A 23,373-nucleotide genomic window follows, 5' to 3' on the forward strand; every position below is an offset into this window, starting at 1 on the left:
TGGCTACTCATGCCCGCTTGTGGTCACTGTGCTGGCAATGATGACAACCGGATAGATTGAGAACAATTATATATTTGGAATATAGAACCACTATGGACCAGATTCTGGCTGAATTTGAACAGCAGACAGCGCCTACCGCCGAAGATTACGTCACCACACTACGCCGTTTGCTGGCAGTATCACCTGAATTTCCTCATCCGGGCAGGGGGCAAACCCTGCTGCGCTGGCAACTGCTGGCCAAAGTTGCGGCCACCGATTTAACTTTGGTGAAATGGCTGGAATCACATTTCGATGCGCTGAGTATTTTAAACGAACTACAGATTCAGTCCGTTCCGGCGGGCTGGTGGGCAGTCTGGGCCGCGGAAGGCCATCCACAACCTGTACAGTATGAGCAGGGCTATTGTTCCGGTTATAAGGCTTGGTGCTCGGCGGCATATGCGGTGGATTTTGGTTTAATGACTTATCGCGGTGCAGATGGCCAGTCACAATTATTGATGGTCGAGATGCAGCAGCCTTCAATCCAAGTAGATGATAGCAGTTGGCAAGCCATCGGTATGCAGCAGACGGCCACAGCAACTGTTCATTTTCAGCACACTCCAGCCACACGCATTGCACAACCCGGAGATTATCTGAATCGGTCGGGCTTCTGGCATGGTGCAGCCGGTGTTGCGGCCTGCTGGTATGGTGCTACAGTACGTCTGGCTGAATATTTACAGCAGCATGTGCAGCAGAAAACCCATGCCTATCATGAATTGTACTTGGGCGAAGTCAGTACCCGACTGGCCGTGACACGACAGTTTTTTACCCATGTGGCTGCCCAGATAGATGCAGCGCCGGCACACAGCCATGAACTGATCATCCGGATGTTACGCGCCCAAGTTGAGGATACTGCGCTATTGGTACTGGAAAAGGTCGGAAAAGCGCTAGGCGCACGACCTTTTTGCGAGCAGGCACATTTTGCCCGGTTGGCTGCCGACTTGCCGGTATTTTTGCGCCAGAGTCATGCTGCTTTTGATCTGGCTGCAATTGGCCGCTTATCGCTACAGGAGGGGCAAACATGGCAACTCTGATCGATCCGGTAGTCGGTGACCGGAAAATCTATGGTAGCGGTACCGATCAGGCGCAGTGGCTCAATTGGTCCGGACTGACCGGGCTGCCGGATTTGAATCTGACGCAGCACTTTCCTGAGCGTGGCCGGGTACTAATTTTCGCGCCACATCCCGATGATGAAATTCTCGGTTGTGCGGGTCTGATGCAGCAACTGGCCGCGGCAGGGCGTGAACTGCTGCTGGTTGCAGTAACCAATGGTACCGGCAGCCATCCTCGGTCAAAACGTTATAGCGTTGAGCAGCTGAATGTGCTGCGGCCACAAGAAAGTCTGAATGCCTTGGCGGTGCTGGGACTGGAACATAAGGTCCAGCGCATTGCCCTGAACATTGCAGATGGCCAGGTGATGCAGGCTGAATCCGAACTGTTGCAGCAGCTACAAAACTGGGTGCAGCCTGAGGATATTCTGGTGACCACCTTCGCTCAAGATGGCCATCCCGATCATGAAGCCACCGGACGGGTGGTGCAGCATTGGGCTAGACAGCACCGGCAGCGCTGTTATCAGGTGCTGATTTGGGCCTGGCATTGGGCCATACCGGCAGATGCACGGATTCCCTGGGCGCAGGCACGAAAACTCCGTTTAACTGCACAGCAGCTGGCTTTAAAACAGCAGGCGATTCAGTGTTTTAAAACTCAGATCGAGGCTGATGACACTATTCACCAGCCGCCAATTTTATCGGCAAAAACCATTTCACGACTCTTAATCCCGTACGAGGTCTATATTGATGCGACTGAACACGGATGACTATTTTGACCAGCTGTATCAGGACAATGATGATCCCTGGCACTATCAGCAGCGCTGGTATGAGCAGCGTAAACGGCAGCTGTGTCTGGCGGCCTTGCCGCAGGCGCGGTTTCAGCGGGTACTGGAAATTGGCTGTAGCAATGGCATCTTCAGTGAATTGCTGGCTCCGCGTTGTCAGCAGCTCATCTGTGTAGATGCCAACCGTCGTGCGGTTGAACTGGCACAGGCCCGTCTGGCGAGGTTTGCGCATGTGCAGGTGAGGCAACAACGTGTCCCTGAAACCCATCTGGCGCTGGAAAATGATAGTCTATTTGATCTGATTATTCTCAGTGAAGTGGCCTATTACCTGCGTCCGGCCGAATTAGTGCAGCTAATGCAGCAGCTGCAGCAGTGTTTAAGTGCAGACGGTACGCTGCTGGCCTGTCACTGGCGTTACCCGATTGCAGGCTTTGAGCTGAATGGCGATCAGGTACATGCCTGTTTAAGGCAACACTTGGTGCTGCATCATTATTTGCAGATGAATGATCCGGATTTTCTGCTCGATCTCTGGACTCAAGATGCACAATCTGTGGCTGCGCGGGAGGGACTGATATGAGGATGGCGGTGGTGGTGCCTGCCTATAACGAAGCCGAAACGCTGGGCGCCTGTCTGGCGGCTATTCAGCACGCCATTGCACAATTACCGCCCGTTGTGTCTGAAGTCAAGGTGCTGGTGGTGCTGGACAGTTGTGATGATCAGTCTGTTGAAATTGTACAACAGGCCGGAATCGACTACTTGTGTTGTGAAGTACGCTGTGTTGGTAAGGCACGGGATTTGGGCGTGCGCGCCATGATTGCCAAAGGTGCTGACTGGATTGCCTGTACCGATGCCGATACCCAGGTTGATGCGCAGTGGTTATCTGCACAATATGCCCATCAGCCGGCAGCACTGATTTGTGGCGTGGTTGAAATTAAAGACTGGTCGCCTTTATCTGCGGCCGCCCGGCAGAAATATCTGCGCCATTATCAGGATAAAATGGACCATCGGCATGTGCATGGGGCCAATCTCAGTTTTTCTGCTGCGGCCTATTTAAAAGCCGGTGGTTTTCAGGCCAGCAGCTGTCATGAAGATGTGCAGCTGGTCGAGCAGATGCAGTGCTTAAACCTGCCGATTGTCTGGAGCAACCAGGTACGGGTCACCACCAGCAGTCGTCTGGACAGCCGGGTCAGTGATGGTTTTGCCGCCTATTTGAACCGGCTGGAACAGGCTTGTCGCGCTGCGTCTGAAGTGTGAGCGATCGTGCAAAAAATGGCTGTCATCGGCCTGACAAAAACGCAGCGTATTTTGATCAACGCCACAGTTTAATTCAGTTACATAAAGCGGTAAAAATAAACAGCTTTTAGCCAATTCGGCCGTCTATCTCGGTTAGAATAATTTTCATGAAAATCATAAGGCAGGATCGCCCCATGGCATTATTATTTGAACCTATCCATTTTGGCACGCTTGAATTAGACAACAGAATTATTATTGCCCCCATGTGCCAATATTCGGCTAATGACAAAGGCGAGCTCAGCTATTGGCATGAGCAGCAGTGGGCCAACTATGCCTTGTCGGGTGCCGGTTTATGTATTATTGAAGCCACGGCGGTGCAGCCAGAAGGGCGGATCAGCTATGCCGATTTAGGCCTCTGGAATGATTTGCAGCGTGCGCAGATGAAAGCCTTGCTGGCCAAAGTCAAAACCTTGTCACCAATGCCATTTGCGGTGCAGCTGGCACATGCCGGACGTAAGGCATCTACCGATAAACCGTGGCTGGGCAAGGACCAGTTTGCGCCGGATCATGCCCAGGGCTGGCAAACCGTATCGGCCAGTAATTTGCCGTTTAACCCGACCGATCATGCCCCTCATGCACTAAGTCTGAATGAAATTGAACAGGTGATTGCCGACTTTGCCAGTGCTGCGGTACGTGCAGTGGATGCCGGCTTTGATTTAATTGAAATCCATGCTGCCCATGGCTATCTGTTGCATCAGTTTATGTCGCCGTTATCCAATGTCCGCGATGATGAATATGGCGGCAGTTTTGAAAACCGGATTCGTTTAACCCTGGAGGTATTCCAGGCCATGAAACAGGTGGTGCCAGAAGGTTATCCGATTGGGGTGCGTCTGTCTGCTACCGACTGGATGGATGCGCAGGGCGGCTGGAATATCCAGTCTACGGTTGGGGTGGCTAAAGCGCTGGAACAGTTGGGTGCGGCTTATATTCATGTGTCCAGTGCCGGTCTGCATGCCCAGCAGAGTATCGAGATCGGGCCAAGCTATCAGGTGCCTTTTGCTCATGCCATTAAACAGGCGGTGCATCGTATTCCGGTGATTTCTGTGGGCCTGATTACCGAAGCGGTGCAGGCTGAAGAAATTCTGCAAAATCAGTATGCAGATGCCATTGGTCTGGCACGAGCGATGCTTTATGATCCACGTTGGCCGTGGCATGCCGCCGCTGAACTGGGCGGGCAGATTGCCATCGCGCCGCAATACTTGCGCTGTCAGCCGCATGGCTTGAAAGATTTGTTCCATCCATTTCCTGTTCAGGAATAAGCAACAGCAGCATCAGGGATGATGCATTTTAGATCTCGTTCTAGAGAAGGAAGGCACTTTTGTTGCTGAATATTTTACTGCCCTTGGTGGCAGTACTGGCGCTGGGCTATAGCAGCGTACGTACCAATTTTCTGGCGGCCACGCATATTCAGGCCCTGAGCCAGTTTGTGATGAAGGTTTCACTGCCAGCCTTTTTACTGTATGCCCTGGCCAGTAAAGACCTGGCCGAAATCTGGCATCCCGGTTATTTTATTGGTTATGGACTGGGCTCGCTGATCCTGTTTTTTCTGGCGTTAGTCATTTATAAAACCTATTTCCGGCATAGCCTGACCCACGCCAGTGTGCTGTCGATGGGCGCGTCGATGTCCAATACCGGCTTTATTGGCACGGCTATTTTAACCCTGCTGATTGGCAGTCATTCCGCCATTTATCTGTCATTAACTCTAATTATTGAAAACCTGATTATTGTGGCGATGGTGCTGTTTCTGGCCGAAGCCGGTTTGCAAAAGCAAAACCATCATCTTTCGGCGTTATATCTGAAAACCTTAAAAAGTTTGCTAAAAAATCCGGTGATTCTGTCGATTATTGCCGGGATGGCCTGTGTCTTGCTCAATTTAAAACTACCGGACAGCATCAATCAGATTCTGGAGATGCTCGGCAAAACTGCCTCGCCGTTGGCTTTATTTGTGATTGGCGGCAGTCTGGTCGGAATGCGCCTGCATTCGGTCAATCTGCAAAGTGTGCTGCTGGTCGGGATGAAAGTCCTGCTGATGCCGCTGGTTATTTTCACCTTGTTGTGGAGTTTGCCCAATGTCAGCTCAGAAATGCTGTTTGTTGGTACGTTGCTGGCGGCATTGCCGATGCCTGTGGCCTTTGGGATTTTTGGCCAGAATTATGGCCTGAATGAACAGGCACTCCAGCCTTTAATTATGAGTACGGTCCTGGGTTTAATCGGGGTGGCTTTCTGGTTAAGTCAGTCATCGCATTTTCTTTAAATCTTTATGTATCCCAAATAAAAAAGCCCGGTCATCGGGCTTTTTTCGGTCAGCCGCATTAGCTTTTCTTGGCTGCTGCTTTTGGTGGATTCTTGGCTTGATCGGCAATCATCTTGTCCACCACAGCCAGCGATTCTTTGGCTTGCGGGACATTTTCCTTGGCTAGGGCAGAGAAAATCTTTTTCGCTTCCGGCAGGTTTTGTGGCACGATGTTGCCATTGGTAAACATATTGCCGACCGCCATCAGCGCTGGAATATAGCCTTTTTGTGCTAAATCCTGAATGCTCTTTAAGCCTTGCTGAATGGGTGCTTCATTTTTGTTTTTAAAGCCCAGGCTAATGTCATATAAGGCTTTGGCATGAATGGCCTGATTGTTGCCTTTTTTAATGAGGGGTTCCAGTAATTGCAGGCCTTTTTTATCTGAATCGGCTTTGTTTTCAGAGAAATACACCACCGCTAAATCAATGGTGGCATCATGAAAGCCTTGTGATGAAGCTTTTTGCAAATACTGTTTGGCTTTATTGGTATCCTGTTTTAGACCCAAAGTGCCGGTCAGATGGTTTTTACCGAGTACATAATTCGCCACCGGATAGCCTTTTTTCGCGGCCTGCTCATATAGCTCGATGGCTTTCTTTTCATTTTTGGCCGTACCTTGGCCGGTTTGGGTCAAATAACCCAGATTATAAATCGCTTGCGGATTACCGGTTTTGGCCAGTTTGTCTAATTCCTGATAGGCACCGCTCAGGTTGTTGGCTTTGACCATGGCTTCAATTTTGGCGAAAGCCGGATCGGTCGGAATACTGTTATTGCTGTTGGCGAGGGTAAATTGTGTCGAAAGGGCAACCAGACTTGCCAAAATCAGTTTTTTCATCGTTGTATAAAACCTTGTATCAATAACCACATAATTCCATTTATGTGTGGGGAATAAATTGTCACTCATCATCATAAGATGAAATCAAAGAATGTAAATATAGATGTATCGGAATCCGGTAATTTTTTCAAACCACGTAGGAACAATAATAAAAAAATCCTGAATTTAAGGATTGCTTCAATTTGTAAATCAGTCTCGTTTTTTGCGTATTTAGATGAAAATCTTCACTCTAAGGTGGTTTTTTTGACGGATAAAAAAACAACCCAAGTTACACGTGTCACTTGGGCTGTTTTTCATAGATCTGCTAGTGACACGCTTAATTTTGCGGCCGCGCCACATCACCGCTTAAAGCTTCAGGTAAATCCAGAACCGTTACATCCATCTCGGCTAAGGCATCCGGTTTTGCTACCACCAAAGCTTGATAACCGCTATCAATAGCCAGGCTATTCACTACTTCTACATCATTGTTCAGTTTGCTGGCGATAGCCGGAGCATCGCCTGTACCCTGAATCAGATGCAGCCAGTGTTTTGGCTTGGCTTTAAACCATAAACGGGCAATCACTTCCTGACCCAAATAACAGCCTTTGTCATAATGAATGCCTTCACGCTGATGCAGGCGCAGTTCCTGTGGCTGGAACAGTTCCGCGGTGCTGGCCTGAATCCAGGCCTGACCACTTTCAAGCGCCTTTAATTGCCATGCTTGAATATCCTGTTCAGTACTTGTGAACTGGGTGTTTAGACCGTTTACGACCGGATAAACCTGACCGGCTTCTTCCAGTTTCATTTTCGAGAAAGCACCAAACTTTTTAATGTGTTTGGCAAAGTCTTCAGCTTGATCGGCCGTTACTACAATTTCAAACTGTTCAGCATTCTGTTTGGTCAGCCATAAACCAAACAGAATACGGCCTTTCAGGCTACAAATTGCAGTATAACGGGTTTCGGTTTGCGGCAGTTTTTCGACATCTACCGTGACTTGACCTTGTAAGAATTTTTGCGCATCTACACCGTTTAAAGTGAATGCAGAGAAAGTCAGATTACTCATGTTCTAATCTCGAAACCGTATCTAATACTAAAGAATGAGGTTAATTTTGCGCTATTTTTCATAAAAAATCATATTTCTGGCCAGAATTTTCTATTAGATGTAACCAAATTTTTCAAAAATGTATTATTTTAAACTTAAGTTTATGAAATATATGAAATTTGGGAAATAGGCTTCGGGCAGCGTACAATGCCAAGCAGCATGAATGTTAAACAACAAAACTTTGAAAGAAGAAGTCAGAACAAGGCAGGTACGCTATGAATAACAACTACCGTAAACCGCTGCAAGGCACCCCGCTAGAATATTATGATGTGCGACAAGCCGTTGAAGATATTCAGCCAGGCGCATATGCCAAACTTCCTTATACCTCCAAAGTGCTGGCCGAGCAGTTGGTGCGTCGTTGTGATCCAGCCATTTTAGAGCAGTCCTTACGCCAGCTGATTGAACGCAAGCAGGAGCATGATTTTCCATGGTATCCAGCACGTGTAGTCTGTCATGATATTTTGGGGCAAACGGCACTGGTCGATCTTGCCGGTCTGCGTGATGCCATTGCCGATCAGGGCGGTGATCCATCCAAAGTCAATCCGGTGGTGCCAACCCAGCTGATTGTCGATCACTCACTGGCGGTGGAATACGGTGGATTTGATCCGGATGCATTTGAGAAAAACCGTGCAGTCGAAGACCGTCGTAATGAAGACCGTTTCCATTTTATTGAATGGACCAAAACAGCCTTTAAAAATGTCGATGTAATTCCGGCAGGCAACGGCATCATGCATCAAATTAACCTGGAAAAAATGTCACCGGTAATTCAAAACCGTGATGGCGTAGCATTCCCAGATACCTGCGTGGGTACAGACTCGCATACCCCGCATACCGATGCGCTAGGCGTGATTTCAGTCGGTGTGGGTGGTCTTGAAGCTGAAAATGTGATGCTGGGTCGTGCATCTTGGATGCGTCTGCCGGACATTATTGGGGTAGAATTGGTTGGTCAGCGTCAGCCGGGCATTACTGCGACGGACATCGTCTTGGCGTTAACTGAATTCCTGCGTAAAGAGCGTGTGGTCGGTGCCTATTTAGAGTTCTTTGGTGAAGGTGCGGACAGCATGTCAGTGGGTGATCGTGCCACCATCTCCAATATGACCCCTGAATATGGTGCAACCGCTGCGATGTTCTATATTGATCAGAACACCATCGACTATTTAACCCTGACCGGTCGTGAGCCTGAACAAGTCAAACTGGTTGAAACCTATGCCAAAGAAATTGGGCTTTGGGCATCTGACATGACACAGGCGGAATATCCACGTGTGCTGCGTTTCGACTTATCAACGGTAACCCGTAATATTGCAGGGCCGTCGAACCCACATGCACGTGTATCCACAAGTGACTTAAAAGAAAAAGGCATTGCCGGTATTGTTGAACAGCGTACCGATGGTTTGATGCCAGATGGTGCCATCATCATTGCCGCGATTACCTCATGTACCAATACCTCAAACCCACGTAATACCGTTGCGGCAGGTTTGCTGGCACGTAAAGCCAATGAGCTCGGTCTTGTGCGTAAACCTTGGGTGAAATCGTCATTTGCACCGGGGTCTAAAGCAGCTGCGCTGTATTTGGAAGAAGCGGGTGTACTGAAAGACTTAGAAAAACTCGGTTTTGGCATCGTCGCTTATGCATGTACGACTTGTAACGGGATGTCAGGCGCGCTTGATCCAAAGATTCAGCAGGAAATTATTGACCGTGACCTGTATGCGACTGCGGTGCTGTCGGGCAACCGTAACTTCGATGGTCGTATCCATCCGTATGCAAAACAGGCTTTCCTGGCATCTCCGCCACTCGTGGTTGCCTATGCAATTGCCGGTACCATCCGTTTTGACATCGAAAAAGATGCGTTGGGCACCGACCAGAACGGTAATCCAATTTATCTGAAAGACATTTGGCCGTCGGATGAAGAAATTGATGCATTAGTGAAAACCTCGGTGAAGCCTGAGCAGTTCCAGAAAGTCTATATTCCAATGTTTGACTTGGGCGAAGTGGAGCAGGCGGCAAGTCCGCTATATGACTGGCGTCCGCAAAGTACTTATATTCGCCGTCCACCATATTGGGAAGGCGCGCTGGCTGCACCGCGTACATTAGCCAATATGCGTCCGCTGGCAATTTTGGGCGATAACATTACCACTGACCATTTATCACCATCGAATGCAATTATTCTGGATTCGGCGGCAGGTGAATATCTGGCGAAAATGGGCTTGCCTGAGGAAGATTTCAACTCCTATGCCACCCACCGGGGTGATCACTTGACGGCACAACGTGCAACGCTGGCCAACCCGAAATTGTTTAATGAAATGGTGGTACGTTCTGACGGTACCATTAAGCAAGGTTCCAAAGCGCGTGTCGAGCCTGAAGGCGAAGTAATGCGGATGTGGGAAGCGATTGAAACCTACATGAATCGTAAACAGCCGCTGATTATTGTTGCCGGTAAAGACTACGGCCAAGGCTCAAGCCGTGACTGGGCGGCTAAAGGTGTACGCCTTGCTGGTGTTGAAGCGATTGTGGCAGAAGGTTTTGAGCGTATTCACCGGACTAACCTGGTTGGGATGGGTGTATTGCCGCTTGAGTTTAAGCCGGGCACAGACCGTAAAACTCTAGGTTTGGATGGTACTGAACTTTATAGCGTGATTGGTAATATTGCACCTCGTTCGACTTTAACACTTGTGATTGAGCGTTCCACGGCTGATGGTAAAAACCAGATTCTGGAAGTGCCAGTAACCTGCCGACTGGATACTGAAGAAGAAGTTTCTGTGTATGAAGCGGGTGGGGTATTACAACGCTTTGCGCAGGACTTCTTGGAAGGGAATGTGGCTTAACTTTTCTAGTTGCTCGTATAAATATCCCCTAGCCCCTCTTTAGAAAAGAGGGGAACTCCCTCCTTTTTTAAAGGTGAGAAGCATTGCTTCGTAAGGGGGATTAAAGTTATTGATATTGTTTAAAAAACACCCTACTGTGAAGTAGGGTGTTTTTGTTTTGGATATTTAATGTTCTTTTATGTTGATGAAAGTGGTCATACGGGTAATAACTTATTCGATATAACCCAGCCATATTTGTATTATGGTGTTATTGGTTCTACAGTTAATTTGGATATTTTAGCTAAAGAAGAGATTTCAAAAATAAGAAAAATTTTTGATGTTGATCGCTTGCATGCAGCAGAATTGGGAGAATACAAGTTAATTGATTTAGTTGCAGATTTTAAAAAATTATCAAAGAAATTTTCTTTAACTTTTGACTTTTATCGAGTAAAAAAAGACGACTATCCTGTTATATGTTTTTTTGATCAAGTATTTGATCAAGGAATAAATCCAGCGATGACATGGTCTGGATATTGGACGCCATTAAGATATGTACTATTGGCAAAATTGAATTTCCTTTTTAGTAGGGAACTAAAAAAATTAGCGTGGGAAGCTAGGTTGTGTTCAAGGGATAAGGAGGCTGATACAAAAGTTATATATATTTGTGAGCAGTTAATAACTCGTTTGGGACGGTTAGATGACTCTAGATCACGAGAGTTATTTTTAGATGTTTTGGTTTGGGCTAAAAATAATGTGAGACAGTTAATTTTTAATGCTAAATCAAAAAGGGATAAAAAATTTATTTCTCCTAATCTTATTGGATTTCAATCCGTTTATTGGGGAATAACTAAGAGGGCAAAGAAGAAAAATAAAAAAGTATTGGGAATAATCGTAGATCAACAAGATCAGTTTAATACCACACAAGATTATTTATTGCAGATTTATAGAAATGCTGAAGGTTTTTACTATAAACATGATTTCGGTTTAGGTGGTATGGATTTTAGAGATATACCTACGATTATCCCAAAATTTCAAAGCTCAAAAAAATCGGTTGGTTTAGAAATAGTTGATATTTATTTATGGCTATTTAAAAGATATTTGGAAGGTAACTTATCTAACTCTTTGCTAATTGATTTTGTAAAATCTCAGGCAAATAAAGTTTATTGTGATGAAGTATCTATTGAGGCTACTACAGAGCGTTTTGCTACTTGGATGCAAGAGTTGCCTAATATTACATACGAGCAAGAGTTGATGGCAAAGCAAATGAAACAAAAAGAAGAGTTGATGAGGAAAAAACATGTTGAAGAATATTATAAATCATTACCTATTAATGATTTAAATTAAAGTATTGGTTATAAATTAGTACTCTTCGCCCAAACGCCATCATCACTCGTCGAAATGGACAATAGACAATCATCACAGATTGGTTATACTGAATAGACCATTTCTAAATCATACGGAGAACAAAGATGGTAACTGCAGGCGACAAGCCAGGAACAGGCTTCTATTTTTGTGTCCAATGCGGACATCGCGTTTACTTAGAAATTGGTACAGACCGTTTACCCCCGTGTACCAAATGCCAAGGCAATCAATTTAACAATAAGAATGCCTAAGCAACAGCACTCAAACAGTTACCCTCTGTTTTGAATGAAAGCCCTATCACACGATAGGGCTTTTTAATGGGATCAATAAAAATATGCTGAATTTTCAGGGTGTTAGAACAGTTGAAGCCCTACAAAAAGAAAGCACAAAATCGAGATACAAATTGGTTGGATTTAAGGCTCTATCTTATTGAAAATGAATAATAAAAATTAAGGTGTTTATTACTTGAATCTGTTTAAAAATTAGCCATTAATCCCCATGTTGAATAAGACATATAGCATATTTCAGGTGCAGTCTTTGCAACATTATCTTGATCTTAACCATGACTCTGGTGTGGCCAATTATGAAATTGGTCAAGAGTTTATTCGGGTTCAGTTCCGTAAAAATAGCAGGGTCTATACTTATAGCTATGCCAGCGCCGGTGTGCAGCATGTCGAGAATATGAAACAGCTGGCCCAATATGGCGATGGGCTGAATGCCTATATCAACCGTTATACCCGCTGGCTGTATTTAAAATAACTGGCCTGTTTTTTGCTTCATGATGCTTCCTAGGAGCGCCACATCCACTTTCGGGTGGATGCTGGTTTTAAAGAAAAATCATCAGGAGCAAAGTTATGTCAAACTCTCAAGCTGCCGATTCTTATACTCAACTGCCGGTCAAGGCGCATCTGCTGGCGGGTTGGCCGTTACTGCTGGTGCTGTTTGGTGGTGCCATTGGGGTGGTTTATGCCGTGCTGGCTTACATGCTGAATATCAAAATTTATCAATCGACCTTATCTAAACTGAATAAAGTCTTGGCCAATTTGCTCTGTAGCATGTCGGCCTTAAGTGGCTGGTGGTTTAGCGCCCAGCTCATTCAAGGACAGTTATTTTAAACAGCTCGATACCTCACGATTAAAGATCTGCAATGTCCTGAACCGGGCAGAATAATCTATGCCTGAATATTCCAGAAAAATACGGAATCATGAAAAAGAATCATGATTATGGCAGCTTGAAAATAAAAAATTCTATCTAAACCGTTTGATGTGAGAAAAATTATCAAAAAGATGAAAAAACGCCGAAGCTTAGGAAAACAATCCCATCCGCTTTTGACTATTCTATTGCTCAAGGGTGAAAGGGGATCGAAAAGAGTAGATTGCTACCAGTAACGTATCACGTGCGTGTAGTACTTACCCACAAGGTCTCGATTCGGCTTAGGACGCTATAGATCAGAAGTTTATAGGCAAAAAGTTAGAACTTACCAAGTTTTAATGGTTGAAGTATTTCCCGCTCCCTTAAAAATAAAAATTTCAACATCTCTATTCTTCTTTATCTTTTTGTTATTCCTATTTCACTATATTCGTTTAAATCACCTTCATTTTCCTTTCAGTTATCGCAAACTTATTTGCCAGAATCCTACAGGGTACTGAAAGCAGCTATGCTATAAAAAATAAAAACTACCGAGCAGAACAATGAAAATTTATGTCACCAGTCTTATGCTCGATGATCAGGAAAAAGCCTTGCAGTTTTATACTCAGATACTTGGTTTTCGGCTAAAACAGGATGTGCCGGTGTGAGTATCGCTGGCTGACGCTGGTTTCTCCCGAGCAGCCAGATGGTGTAGAACTGTCGCTAGAACCAGATGTACATCCCGCAGCGAAAGCCTTTAAAGCCGCGATTAAGGCAGATGGTATTGCTTATACCTCATTTCAGGTCAACGATCTTGAGGCAGAATATCAGCGTTTACTCGCGCTAGGTGTGGTTTTTACTCAAGCACCGATGCTGGCTGGCAATGTGAAAATTGCCGTGCTGGAAGATGGCTGCGGTAATTTAATTCAACTGATGCAGCCGCTGCCTGAGTCATCATAATCACTTAGATAAATTCTCTTAAAATCGCCATTTTCTGCAAAATAAAATGAAGAATTTAACCTAGTGTATAAAAATTTCTTGTGAGTGTGCTTTATTTGGGAAAATTTCCTGAAAATATTTTAAATTGACTGATCTTCGGAAAACAATTTCGGCAGGCTTTGACTACTATATCTCTCAAGGGTGTGACGGGATCGAAAAGAGTAGCATGCTGTCAGCGGCGCAAAACGCGAGTGCAGTACTCACCCAAAAGGTCTCGATTCGGCTTAGGACGCTATAGATCAGAAGTTTATAGGCTATAAGATCATGACGTACAACGTGATGATAGTTGAAGTAAACAGCAAGTTTTCCCTGACACCCTAAAAATTCCGTGCATGACCAGAACAACAAACTATAAAAATCAAACTCGAAAAACCAGAGAATAAAAACTATTTCTCTCCAGTAGCTTCCAGATTAAATATCTATCTTCTCAATAGATTGACAGCAGATTGGCCGCTTGATATTTTGCCCCCTTTTGACTCCCAAGCCGTACCGCCATGCCTTTAAACGACAACTTTGTATATTGCCCGCCGCAAGAGCCACTAGTCCTGCTCTATGAAGATGATGATCTGGTGGTGATTGAAAAGCCAGCAGGTTTGCTGTCGGTGCCGGGGCGGTTGCCGGAGCATCAGGACAGTGCCTATTTACGCGTATTGGCGCGCTATCCACAGGCCAAAATTACCCATCGTTTAGATATGGCCACCTCGGGTATTCTGATGTTTGCCAAACATCGTGATGCAGAAGTAGCGGTGAGTAAAATGTTTCAGGCGCGCACCGTGACCAAGCACTATATTGCCCTGGTACAGGGCAAACTCGACGGAGATGGCAAAGTTGAGGTGCCATTAATTACCGACTGGGAAAACCGGCCGCGTCAGATGGTGCATTTTGAACTGGGCAAGCCGGCACAAACTTTATATCAGGGACTGGACTATAATGCCGAGATGGACATCAGCCGGGTATTGCTGACCCCAATTACCGGACGTTCACACCAGCTGCGCGTGCATATGCAGTATATCGGCCATCCAATTACCGGCGATAAGCTGTATCATCCAGAACCTGCACGCAGTCCCCTAAAACGCATGGCCTTGCATGCCAGTTATCTGGCTTTTACTCAGCCTTTAAGCGGTACCGCGGTTGAAATTCGTGGACAGGTACCGTTTTAAGCAGTTGATCCGATTTGGAGTGCTCTCCCCAAAACAGGGGATTGCCGATCCGGATAGAGATCAGGATGATAGAACAGAAAAAAATTAAGCGCTCTATCTCGGAACTGCAACAAAATTAGGGTAAGCTGACCATTAGAACAACAACACAGAACAAGGACAAAACGATGTCACGCGATTATGAACAATTTCCAGATGACGACAACGGCAACGTACTTTGGCAAATGCATGAAGATGGTGATGATCTGGACGAGGCACATGAAATTGAATATTCAATTGCCTTTACCGACCAGGAACAGGCTGAACGTTGTGCCTTATTTCTGTTAAATGAAGAACAAAAAATCTCTTTATTTCAGGATGATGATTCTGGTGTGACCGAATGGATTATTACCATTTATGTTTATATGGAACCGGCCTATGCCGATATTGTTGATTTAGAAGAATGGTTCACCAAAATCGCCAACCAGTTCCAGGGTGAATATGATGGCTGGGGCTGCATGGCCTATGTCTATGATGATGAAGACGAAGAAGAAAACTATCCAGTTTAACCCCATTTTCTAGTACAAAAAAGCATGCCGGAGCGCATGCTTTTTTGCTTTACGCTCGCTTCAACCAAAGTCATACACAGGCCCAAGGCAGAAGGCGTAGACTGAAAATTATTCGCTGTAAACAGGTGATGTCATGCAACACAGCGTACAGTTACACCGTATATTTCAGGCGCCGTTATCGCGGGTATATCGGGCCTTTGTCGATCCGCATGCCCTGGTCAAATGGATGGCACCACATGGCTTTACCGTGCAGATTGAACAGTTTGAACCCGTGGTCAACGGTCAATATAAAATTGCCTTTTGTAATTTGAGCACGGGCAAATGCCACGGTTTTCACGGGCAGTATCTGGAAGTGATTCCCGAGCAGCGACTGCGTTATCAGGATGAGTTTGATAGCCCAGATTTACCCGGACTGATTCAGGTCACGATTGAGTTTAAGGCGGTATCGGTCGGAACCGAAGTCTGGATTCAGCAGGACAATCTGCCCGATGCCATTCCCGTCGATGGCTGTTATTTGGGCTGGCAGGAATGTCTGGATTTACTCAGCCTGCTGGTGACCCCTGACATTCCGGATGAGTAAAACCATGCCCATTGCTACCAAACGTATTTATCAGGCTGTAAGCAAGCAGGACGGTACCCGGATTCTGCTGGACCGGATCTGGCCGCGCGGGATCAAAAAAGCCGATGCCCAGATTGACCTGTGGCCGAAGGATTTAACCCCCTCGACCGAACTGCGTAAATGGTTCCATGAAGATACTGAGCGGCACTGGCCCGAGTTTCAGCAGCGTTATCGGCAAGAGTTGCAGCAGCATTTGGACGCGGTGGAGGAAATCCGGCAACTGGCGCAGAAGGGACCAATTACCCTGTTAACCGCAGCAGAAAACGAACAGCATAATCATCTGCAGGTGTTTAAACAGCTGCTGGAACACCCGGGCAAATAACACAAATATTGTTATTAATCCCTAAACCGGTTAGGGATTTTAACGTGATGAAAAATATAAATGTTATAGTAGACCTTTATATTTTTTATTTTGCTCGTTTCGAGGTTTTTATGTCTTTACCGAATTGCCCAAAATGCCAGTCCGAATATACCTATCAAGATGGTGACTTGCTGATTTGTCCTGAATGCGCACATGAATGGAAAGAAGGGGAGCAGGCAGAAGCCGAGGCCGGCGCCATCATTAAAGATGCCAATGGTAATGTACTGGCCGATGGCGATACCGTGACGGTGATTAAAGACCTGAAAATTAAAGGTTCATCTTCTGTGGTGAAAGTGGGTACCAAAGTGAAAAATATCCGCCTATTGCCAGAAGCATCAGATGGTCATGATATTGACTGTAAAGTGGATGGTATTGGCGCAATTAAACTGAAATCGGAATATGTGAAAAAAGCATAATCGCACTGTTTCTCTTGGGTTTTATCTTGCTTTGAAGCAGGGTAAAACCCTGAATTTTTAAGATCACATCTGCACCATGTCGGGAGAAGGCTGATGCCACATATCCATCTTGAATATTCAGATCAGCTGCAGGCGCTTGAAATGAAGCCCTTGCTCAGTCGCATCAACCGGACGCTGGTCGAGAATGGCCTGTTTGGTAATGCCTCTGATATTAAAAGCCGCGCCATCTGCCAGCAGGACTATGTGATTGGACTGGATGAAAGCGCACAGGCCTATGTGCATGCCAAAATCTCGATTTTAAAAGGCCGTAGTACCGCCCTAAAGCAGGAAATTTCCCGGACCGTGCTGGAGGTGTTGCAGGATTATCTACCGCCACAGAATGAATTGACGTTGCAACTGTGTGTCGAAATTCTGGAAATGGACCCGGATATTTACAGCAAAGCCATCATTCATCCTTAATATTTTTCCCTTGCAATGGCACAGTTGTGTATGTGGCATTTTGCTGCTTTCAATACTTTCCCATCTTCATCTTCTGTGCTGTTTCTTGCTGAAATTAGGCGTTTTTTTACAGGAATCTATTTGAAATAAAGAGCCGAAGCTCGTAAATAATAAATAAAGAGCAACAGGATGTGCCCAGCCATGCGAAAACAGAACAATAAACCGGGTCTGCTCCAGCCCGAAGCGAAGCCGCCGCGTCCCCATCACTGGAAGCCGGAAAAATCTGCCGCCAGTTGGGTCAAGCGGGATATTGAAACCCAGAATATTGTCCGGGTGATGGCCGGTTTTGTGATTAGCGCGGTGATTATTGCGGCGCTGTATTTTGGTCAGGATGTGCTGATTCCGCTGGCACTGGCTATTTTGCTGGCATTTTTGCTGGAACCGCTGGTGTCACGGTTAAAAAAATGGGGACTGCCACAGCTGCCGTCGATTGCCATTGTTATGATTTTCACCATTAGTGTGCTGGCTGGACTGGGCAGTTATCTGGGTTTTCAGCTCAAAGATTTAAGTCAAGAATTACCGCAATATCAGGACACCATTCAGCAAAAACTGAATACGGTGAAATCGCTAACCTCTGGCCCTAGTGCCTGGGATGGGGCCAAAACCACTTTCGATACGGTGGAAAGCTCGTTTGAAGGCATCAATCAGGTCGAGCAGGAAAAGGGTGTGCAGAATGTCAAGGTGGTCGGACTGGAGCAAAGTCCTTCCGATGCCGCCATGGAGTGGGGCAGCAAGATTTTAAGCCCGATTGCCACCATTGGTATCGTATTTTTATTTGTGGTGCTGATTTTAATTAGCCGTAAAGATCTGCATGACCGCTTGTTGCGTCTGCTTGGCGGTAATTTGAATATTGGTACCGATGTGCTAGATGAAGCCGGCCAGCGCATTGGTACCTATTTGCGCATGCAATTGCTGGTCAATGTCACCTATGGCATTCCGATGGCAGCCGGACTGTGGTTTATTGGCGTGCCTGCGGCCATCATGTGGGGCATGCTGGCGGTGGTGCTGCGCTTTGTGCCTTATGTCGGCCCGATCATTTCTGCGGCGTTCCCGTTAACGCTGGCTTTTGCGGTGGATCCAGGCTGGAATATGTTCCTCTGGACGCTGGGCCTGATTCTGCTGCTGGAGCTGATCAGTAATAACATCATTGAGCCGTGGTTATATGGCGAAAGTACCGGCCTGACTACCTTGTCGATTATTCTGGCTGCCACCTTCTGGACCTTAATCTGGGGACCAATTGGTCTGATTTTATCAACACCGTTAACGGCCTGTTTGCTGGTGCTGTCGCACTATATTCCGGCGTTGGGCTTTGTCAAAGTGTTAATTGGCAGTGCCCCGGTGCTGTCACCGCCCGAACGTTTTTATCAGCGTTTGGTGGCCGATGAAGTACATGATGCGCTGGATGTGGCTAATGCATATATCCAGCAGGAGCTGCCGAAAAAAACGAATGAAGAAGCGCTGGTCCGGAAAATCAATAATTTCTATGATGAAGTGGCGATTCCTGCGATTTGCCTGTTTTCGCAGGTCCATAATACCGAGGCCAGCGCCGAACACAGTTTGCGCATGCATCAGGGTTTAAAACGGTTTAATCATGAATTTCAGCAGCAATATCCGCTACAGACCGAACTGAACAACCCCAAAGTCATGTGTCTGGGGGCACGTTGGGAGGTGGATGTGCTGGCCTCTGCCATGCTGGCCCATGGTCTGAACCTGAAAAAGATTGCCGCCTGTAGCCATGCCGATGCCTTGATTCAATCGCGCTCGGATGTGTTGAGTGCCGTGCCGGAATCGACCGACATCATCTGTATCGCTATTTTCCACCAGCAACCGATGGCGCAAATCCGCCTGTTGAACCACCGGATACGCACGCTAAAACCGCAGATCAAACTGGTGTTTGCCTTGCTGGGCAATCACTCGACGCATTTGCGTGATGAGATTGAGCGTCTGTTTCAGCCGGAAGCGGTGGTAAATAGTGTGAATGAACTGATGCTGAGTATGGATATGCTGCTGATGGCACAAGGGGAAAATCCGGCGGCGGCACTGCTGCATGAGAATGAGCCTGAACGCTTGCAGGCCTTGCATGAACTGGATTTATTGCAGCCGGAACTACTGCCAATTTACAGCCAGTATATTGAAGAAGCACGGCAGGCCTTTGATGTGAAATATGCTCAGATTTCGCTGGTCGATGCCGGGCAGGTGCATACTCCGGCCAGTCCGCTGGCAGAAGCGGTGGAGTCGCCGATCCACGCAGCGCAGCGCCGTGAGGAGTCGATTTGTACCCATCTGGTTTATCAGAATGAAGCGCTGGTTATTGAAGATATTCAGCGTGATCCACGCTTCCGGCAGTATCCTCATCTGGCCAGACAGAAAATCCGTTTTTATGCCGGGGTGCCAATTCAAAGTAAACAGGGCTTGGCCATAGGCAGCTTATGTATTCTGGACAAGCAGGTGCGGCAGATGTCTGAAGAAGATCTGGATTTGCTGAAAGCACTGGCGCTGGATTTACAGGAGACCTTAAGCAGTGAGCGATTACGCAAACAGAAGCTGGAGGAAATCCAGCGTTTGGGCCAGGCCGATTTAAGTCAGGCCGTGGTGACAGATTCCTAATGATTGCATCCTTGTCCACATACGGCCGTTTGCATCTGGCCGTTAGGTTATCGTTTAAAACTAGGGGAGAGCAGTTCGTTGGCCTTTCATGATTTTTATCGCTTAAGTTCGCATGCGGTAATTTGTAATGCCCAGCAGCAGGTGCTGTTACTTAAAGCTACCTATGCCGATCAGGACTGGGGCTTACCGGGCGGCGCGCTGGATATGGGGGAAACCATCCACGAGGCCTTAATTCGGGAATGTCAGGAAGAAATTGGCTGTCAGGTGCAGGTGGGGTATTTGTCGGGTGTGTATTTTCATGCAGCGGTGCAATCTCATGCTTTTATTTTTCGCTGTCATTTGCCTGAGGATGCACAGATTCAGCTAAGCGATGAACATGATGAATATCGCTGGTTTGATCTGGCACAGCTGGCGCCGGTACAGCGGATTCGGGTGGAGGATTGTCTGAATTTTCAGGGCAATGTCATCAGCCGGAGTTTTTAAACTGCGGCTTGCAAGATGATTACACAAAAGTGATCAAACAGTTGTTAGACAAGCCCTGTAAACAGCCGCGACAATGTTTGGTTTAGAGTGCTGTGTGTTGCGAGGCTTGCAGGGTGGCAATAATTTCATCCAGCTTTTTGATGCGTTTAACCTCATCCCATAGCGCTTTGGCTTCTGGATAATGTTTCGACATCATGCCCAGCCATTGTTTATAACGCCCCAGCATACCAATTTCGGTTTTGGCCGGACCGTGAATAAAGCGGATTTGCAAATCAAGCAGATCTTGCCAGCTCAGTAAGGGTGCATCAGAGTTCTGGCGGATACATTGAGTGAGGTCAGGGGTGGTGACGGCACCACGACCAATCATTAAATCTTCACAGCCCGATTCTAACTGGCATTGTTTGGCATCGGCATTGGTCCAGATTTCCCCATTGGCAATCACATTAATCTTCAAGGCTTCACGAATCGGGGCCAGCTGATCCCAAAAGGCTGGTGGGGTATAACCATCGGCTTTGGTGCGCGCATGGACCGTGACCCAGGAGGCGCCTGCATCTTCAATGGCATGGGCATTGTCCAGCATGAAGTTGCGATCCATATAGCCTAAGCGCATTTTGGCAGAAACCGGAATATGTGCCGGCACGGCATCGCGCACAGCTTTGACCAGCTCATGTACCACTTCCGGTTCATCTAGCAGAACCGAACCGCCACGATGACGGTTTACGGTTTTGGCCGGACAGCCAAAGTTCAGGTCAATGGCTGGTGCGCCCATGGCTGCAACTTTGACCGCATTGGCGGCCAGCATGTCCGGATTGTTGCCCAGAAACTGCACATGTACCGGAGTGCCAGCCACAGTTTTACCGCCGTGCAATAATTCCGGGCAATAGCTGTGATAGATATGATCGGGCAGGATTGAGTCGGTGACCCGAATAAACTCAGTCACACACCAGTCGAAGCTGCCGACAGACGTGAGGACATCACGCATGATCGGATCGGTTAAGCCTTCCATGGGTGCAAGCACAAGTTTCAACGCGTTCACCTGTTAATTTGAAAAACGGTGTTATACGTTTTTTTTACCGAGATGTCTAGGAAAAGGTCTTTGAAGTATTGTGGAGTGAGCTAAGGCTTAGCCTTTATATTTCGCATAATCGCCATTATGTTAAATGGGGAACTATTTAGTTAGTTTTTGAGGTGATGGAGCAGAGTTCCATGTACCTAATAAGCGCCAAATTGCGCTATCAATCTCTTGCCATTTGTCCCAATTATTTAAATTTGTTTCCCATTTTACCCATATCCCTCCATATTTATTGGGTTCATAACTATCTCCTCTAATTTGAACAAATCGATTATCTACCGTATTTTCTAAAGCAACTACATCCAATAAAACACCAGCTACATCCTGTTCTTTGGATTTCCCATAACAACCATAGAAATTATCAGCCACTTTTTTTGGGTAACAAGTCAGACCATATTTTTCAAATTTTGAATTTTTCTTAAAAAATTCTTTCCTTTGTAAAAATGTCTTATATGTGTCTAATTTCTCAGCTCGCATATCTATGGTAAGACCTTCGATCCTGACTCTCACTTGGTCATCATGATCAGGTAAATAGCCATCTGTTGCTTGAAAATCTAAATTGCTTAATTTTAAATCAAACTGTAATTGTCGATTCGAATCAGGCATCGGCAAGCTGTCAGCTTGTTCTTGTGTAATCGGTGCAAATTTTTCTGGAACATAGTCGATTGGAAATTGTCCCAGGTAATGTTCACGTGCAGGTCGATAGAATTCATAATCAAATCGATCTGGAATATGTTCACGTCGCGGACCAAGTTTTGCTTTAACAATGAGTTGTGGATTTTGTTTCCATGTCACTAGATCTCCTTCCTGAGGAATATATGATTTTTCTTTAGGTGTACATCCTATAAGAAAAACCAAACATATAGAGACCATTACTTTGTGCTGCATTATTTTTTCTCTTTAATAGAGTTTATTTTTTAAATCTGAATCAGTTTAGTTTCTCTAAAATTAACATAATACGGATTATACGAAATACTATTTTTTATTCCATATAAATCATAGTCTTATTGTATGGTGAAAAGCTCAGGTACGGCTACTTGGGCTTTTTTAATAATTTATCATGTTCCACGCTTTTAATGTGGCAAACTGAACAAAAGAATCTTACTTGCCCAAAATCATCTGTAACACAAACTTGGAACCAATAAAGCCAAGCGCCAGCAAGAAGAAGCCAATAATGGTAAAGCGAATGGCTTTCTGGCCACGCCAGCCAAATTTATAACGGCCCAACAGCAGCGCGCCATAGATAAACCAGGAAATAATACTAAAGGCAGTCTTATGCGCTAAGTGCTGGGCAAAGAAGTTATCAATGGTTAGGAAACCAAAACCCAATGCCAGCGTCAGCAGGATAAAGCCGGCAATCAGCATATCAAACAGCAGCTCTTCCATGGCTTGAAACGGTGGCAGCAAATTCACCCAAATCCGGCGTTTCTGTTTGTTTTTCAGCTCCCGGTTCTGAAACCAGAGCAAGACCGCATGAATGGTGGCCATCAGCAAGACCGCATAGGCCGATAACGACAGTAGGATATGAATATCCAGACCTAAAGAATTGTTTTCGACAAACAGGTTTAAACCGCTAAAGGAATGCCCCAGAATCAGGCCGGTTGCGGCCACTGGAATCCCAATCAGGTTTAGCGCAATCACCGGCCGGTAAGTACTAAACAGCACACTTAATAACAGCATTAAGCCTGAGGTAAAGGACATCAGGTTAAACACGTTATAGTTAATGCCCATCGGCAGCAGCATGTCGTTATACAGCACAGCGGCGTGCAAACATAAACCCAAGCCCAGCACAATACCAATAAACCAATGGTTTGGAGCACGCTTGGACATTAAATGCATAAATAAATACCAGAACGAAGTGGTATAAGCGATTAATGCCAGAATCGTGTAAACCAAGGGGAGACTGCTCATGTCAAACCTTTTTCAGGATGATGAATATTCATTTATATAAAT

The 23,373-nt window shown here is 46.1% G+C and carries 26 protein-coding genes; 21 read left to right on the plus strand and 5 right to left on the minus strand.

The features are described from left to right. Positions 1-92 precede the first annotated feature (92 nt). From FTU67_RS10105 to FTU67_RS10130, 6 genes are all read left to right on the plus strand, one after another. Positions 93-1,070 (plus strand): hypothetical protein, encoded by a 978-nt coding sequence (locus tag FTU67_RS10105; protein WP_016659825.1) that lies wholly within the window; start codon positions 93-95, stop codon positions 1,068-1,070. Further along, on the plus strand, positions 1,058-1,852 hold the full coding sequence (locus tag FTU67_RS10110; RefSeq protein ID WP_005175842.1) for a PIG-L deacetylase family protein: 795 nt from the start codon (positions 1,058-1,060) through the stop codon (positions 1,850-1,852). Before FTU67_RS10105 ends, FTU67_RS10110 begins: the two co-directional genes overlap by 13 nt. Beyond that, positions 1,833-2,447 carry an SAM-dependent methyltransferase gene (locus FTU67_RS10115; protein WP_087662250.1) on the plus strand — a complete coding sequence of 205 codons (615 nt, stop codon included), beginning with the start codon at positions 1,833-1,835 and terminating at the stop codon, positions 2,445-2,447. Before FTU67_RS10110 ends, FTU67_RS10115 begins: the two co-directional genes overlap by 20 nt. Further along, a complete protein-coding gene (locus tag FTU67_RS10120; RefSeq protein WP_180006858.1) occupies positions 2,444-3,124 on the plus strand; it encodes a glycosyltransferase family 2 protein in 681 nt (226 codons plus the stop codon). Before FTU67_RS10115 ends, FTU67_RS10120 begins: the two co-directional genes overlap by 4 nt. A gap of 173 nt (positions 3,125-3,297) precedes the next feature. Beyond that, a complete protein-coding gene (locus FTU67_RS10125) occupies positions 3,298-4,422 on the plus strand; it encodes an NADH:flavin oxidoreductase/NADH oxidase (RefSeq protein ID WP_016659829.1) in 1,125 nt (374 codons plus the stop codon). Positions 4,423-4,481: 59 nt separating this feature from the next. Then, on the plus strand, positions 4,482-5,417 hold the full coding sequence (locus FTU67_RS10130) for an AEC family transporter (RefSeq protein ID WP_016659830.1): 936 nt from the start codon (positions 4,482-4,484) through the stop codon (positions 5,415-5,417). 58 nt (positions 5,418-5,475) lie between these two features. Here the strand turns inward: FTU67_RS10130 and FTU67_RS10135 are convergent, their stop codons facing one another. Beyond that, positions 5,476-6,288: a tetratricopeptide repeat protein gene (locus FTU67_RS10135; RefSeq protein ID WP_005175859.1), complete on the minus strand. Its 813-nt coding sequence runs from the start codon at positions 6,286-6,288 to the stop codon at positions 5,476-5,478. 316 nt (positions 6,289-6,604) lie between these two features. Continuing rightward, positions 6,605-7,330, minus strand: coding sequence for a folate-binding protein YgfZ (locus tag FTU67_RS10140; protein ID WP_160241570.1), 726 nt, complete (start codon positions 7,328-7,330; stop codon positions 6,605-6,607). Between the two features lie 254 nt (positions 7,331-7,584). Here FTU67_RS10140 and acnD point away from each other — a divergent pair, with 254 nt between their 5' ends. The 15 genes from acnD (at position 7,585) to FTU67_RS10210 (ending at position 20,348) form a co-directional block, all read left to right on the plus strand. Then, positions 7,585-10,191, plus strand: a complete 2,607-nt coding sequence (gene acnD, locus FTU67_RS10145; RefSeq protein ID WP_127800825.1) for a Fe/S-dependent 2-methylisocitrate dehydratase AcnD — start codon at positions 7,585-7,587, stop codon at positions 10,189-10,191. Between the two features lie 168 nt (positions 10,192-10,359). After that, positions 10,360-11,514 (plus strand): DUF3800 domain-containing protein, encoded by a 1,155-nt coding sequence (locus FTU67_RS10150; protein WP_104490811.1) that lies wholly within the window; start codon positions 10,360-10,362, stop codon positions 11,512-11,514. A gap of 125 nt (positions 11,515-11,639) precedes the next feature. Continuing rightward, positions 11,640-11,783, plus strand: coding sequence for a zinc ribbon-containing protein (locus FTU67_RS10155; protein WP_075167893.1), 144 nt, complete (start codon positions 11,640-11,642; stop codon positions 11,781-11,783). A gap of 286 nt (positions 11,784-12,069) precedes the next feature. Beyond that, on the plus strand, positions 12,070-12,291 hold the full coding sequence (locus FTU67_RS10160; RefSeq protein WP_005175863.1) for a hypothetical protein: 222 nt from the start codon (positions 12,070-12,072) through the stop codon (positions 12,289-12,291). 95 nt (positions 12,292-12,386) lie between these two features. Beyond that, the gene (locus FTU67_RS10165) at positions 12,387-12,647 is read left to right on the plus strand and encodes a hypothetical protein (protein ID WP_160243497.1); all 261 of its coding nucleotides are present in this window, start codon (positions 12,387-12,389) and stop codon (positions 12,645-12,647) included. A 600-nt stretch (positions 12,648-13,247) separates the two neighbouring features. Beyond that, the gene (locus FTU67_RS14260) at positions 13,248-13,328 is read left to right on the plus strand and encodes a VOC family protein (RefSeq protein ID WP_278252568.1); all 81 of its coding nucleotides are present in this window, start codon (positions 13,248-13,250) and stop codon (positions 13,326-13,328) included. Further along, positions 13,315-13,620 carry a VOC family protein gene (locus tag FTU67_RS10170; RefSeq protein WP_278251963.1) on the plus strand — a complete coding sequence of 102 codons (306 nt, stop codon included), beginning with the start codon at positions 13,315-13,317 and terminating at the stop codon, positions 13,618-13,620. Before FTU67_RS14260 ends, FTU67_RS10170 begins: the two co-directional genes overlap by 14 nt. A gap of 533 nt (positions 13,621-14,153) precedes the next feature. Beyond that, positions 14,154-14,819: a pseudouridine synthase gene (locus FTU67_RS10175; RefSeq protein ID WP_168391100.1), complete on the plus strand. Its 666-nt coding sequence runs from the start codon at positions 14,154-14,156 to the stop codon at positions 14,817-14,819. Between the two features lie 164 nt (positions 14,820-14,983). Beyond that, positions 14,984-15,364 (plus strand): ribonuclease E inhibitor RraB, encoded by a 381-nt coding sequence (locus tag FTU67_RS10180; protein WP_016659844.1) that lies wholly within the window; start codon positions 14,984-14,986, stop codon positions 15,362-15,364. Between the two features lie 133 nt (positions 15,365-15,497). Next, entirely contained in the window at positions 15,498-15,944 is a 447-nt protein-coding gene (locus FTU67_RS10185) for an SRPBCC family protein (RefSeq protein ID WP_045796392.1), read from the plus strand. A gap of 4 nt (positions 15,945-15,948) precedes the next feature. Beyond that, positions 15,949-16,305 (plus strand): DUF488 domain-containing protein, encoded by a 357-nt coding sequence (locus tag FTU67_RS10190; RefSeq protein ID WP_005175875.1) that lies wholly within the window; start codon positions 15,949-15,951, stop codon positions 16,303-16,305. A 110-nt stretch (positions 16,306-16,415) separates the two neighbouring features. After that, on the plus strand, positions 16,416-16,760 hold the full coding sequence (locus FTU67_RS10195; protein ID WP_016659847.1) for a zinc ribbon domain-containing protein YjdM: 345 nt from the start codon (positions 16,416-16,418) through the stop codon (positions 16,758-16,760). A 93-nt stretch (positions 16,761-16,853) separates the two neighbouring features. Further along, the gene (locus FTU67_RS10200) at positions 16,854-17,219 is read left to right on the plus strand and encodes a 5-carboxymethyl-2-hydroxymuconate Delta-isomerase (protein ID WP_016659848.1); all 366 of its coding nucleotides are present in this window, start codon (positions 16,854-16,856) and stop codon (positions 17,217-17,219) included. 180 nt (positions 17,220-17,399) lie between these two features. Next, positions 17,400-19,865, plus strand: a complete 2,466-nt coding sequence (locus tag FTU67_RS10205; RefSeq protein ID WP_180057510.1) for an AI-2E family transporter — start codon at positions 17,400-17,402, stop codon at positions 19,863-19,865. Between the two features lie 78 nt (positions 19,866-19,943). Next, on the plus strand, positions 19,944-20,348 hold the full coding sequence (locus tag FTU67_RS10210) for an NUDIX hydrolase (protein WP_168398930.1): 405 nt from the start codon (positions 19,944-19,946) through the stop codon (positions 20,346-20,348). 82 nt (positions 20,349-20,430) lie between these two features. Here the strand turns inward: FTU67_RS10210 and FTU67_RS10215 are convergent, their stop codons facing one another. The 3 genes from FTU67_RS10215 to FTU67_RS10225 all read right to left on the minus strand — a co-directional run bounded on the left by FTU67_RS10215 (position 20,431) and on the right by FTU67_RS10225 (position 23,331). Then, complete coding sequence (locus tag FTU67_RS10215) at positions 20,431-21,375, minus strand: tRNA-dihydrouridine synthase (RefSeq protein WP_180036863.1); 945 nt, start codon at positions 21,373-21,375, stop codon at positions 20,431-20,433. A 141-nt stretch (positions 21,376-21,516) separates the two neighbouring features. Further along, the gene (locus tag FTU67_RS10220) at positions 21,517-22,308 is read right to left on the minus strand and encodes a hypothetical protein (protein WP_180006851.1); all 792 of its coding nucleotides are present in this window, start codon (positions 22,306-22,308) and stop codon (positions 21,517-21,519) included. Between the two features lie 213 nt (positions 22,309-22,521). Beyond that, a complete protein-coding gene (locus FTU67_RS10225; RefSeq protein WP_016659852.1) occupies positions 22,522-23,331 on the minus strand; it encodes an inner membrane protein YpjD in 810 nt (269 codons plus the stop codon). Positions 23,332-23,373 lie beyond the last annotated feature (42 nt).

Origin of the sequence: Acinetobacter sp. YH12132, assembly GCF_013418645.1 — a bacterium.
GTDB classification, from domain to species: Bacteria; Pseudomonadota; Gammaproteobacteria; order Pseudomonadales; family Moraxellaceae; genus Acinetobacter; species Acinetobacter indicus.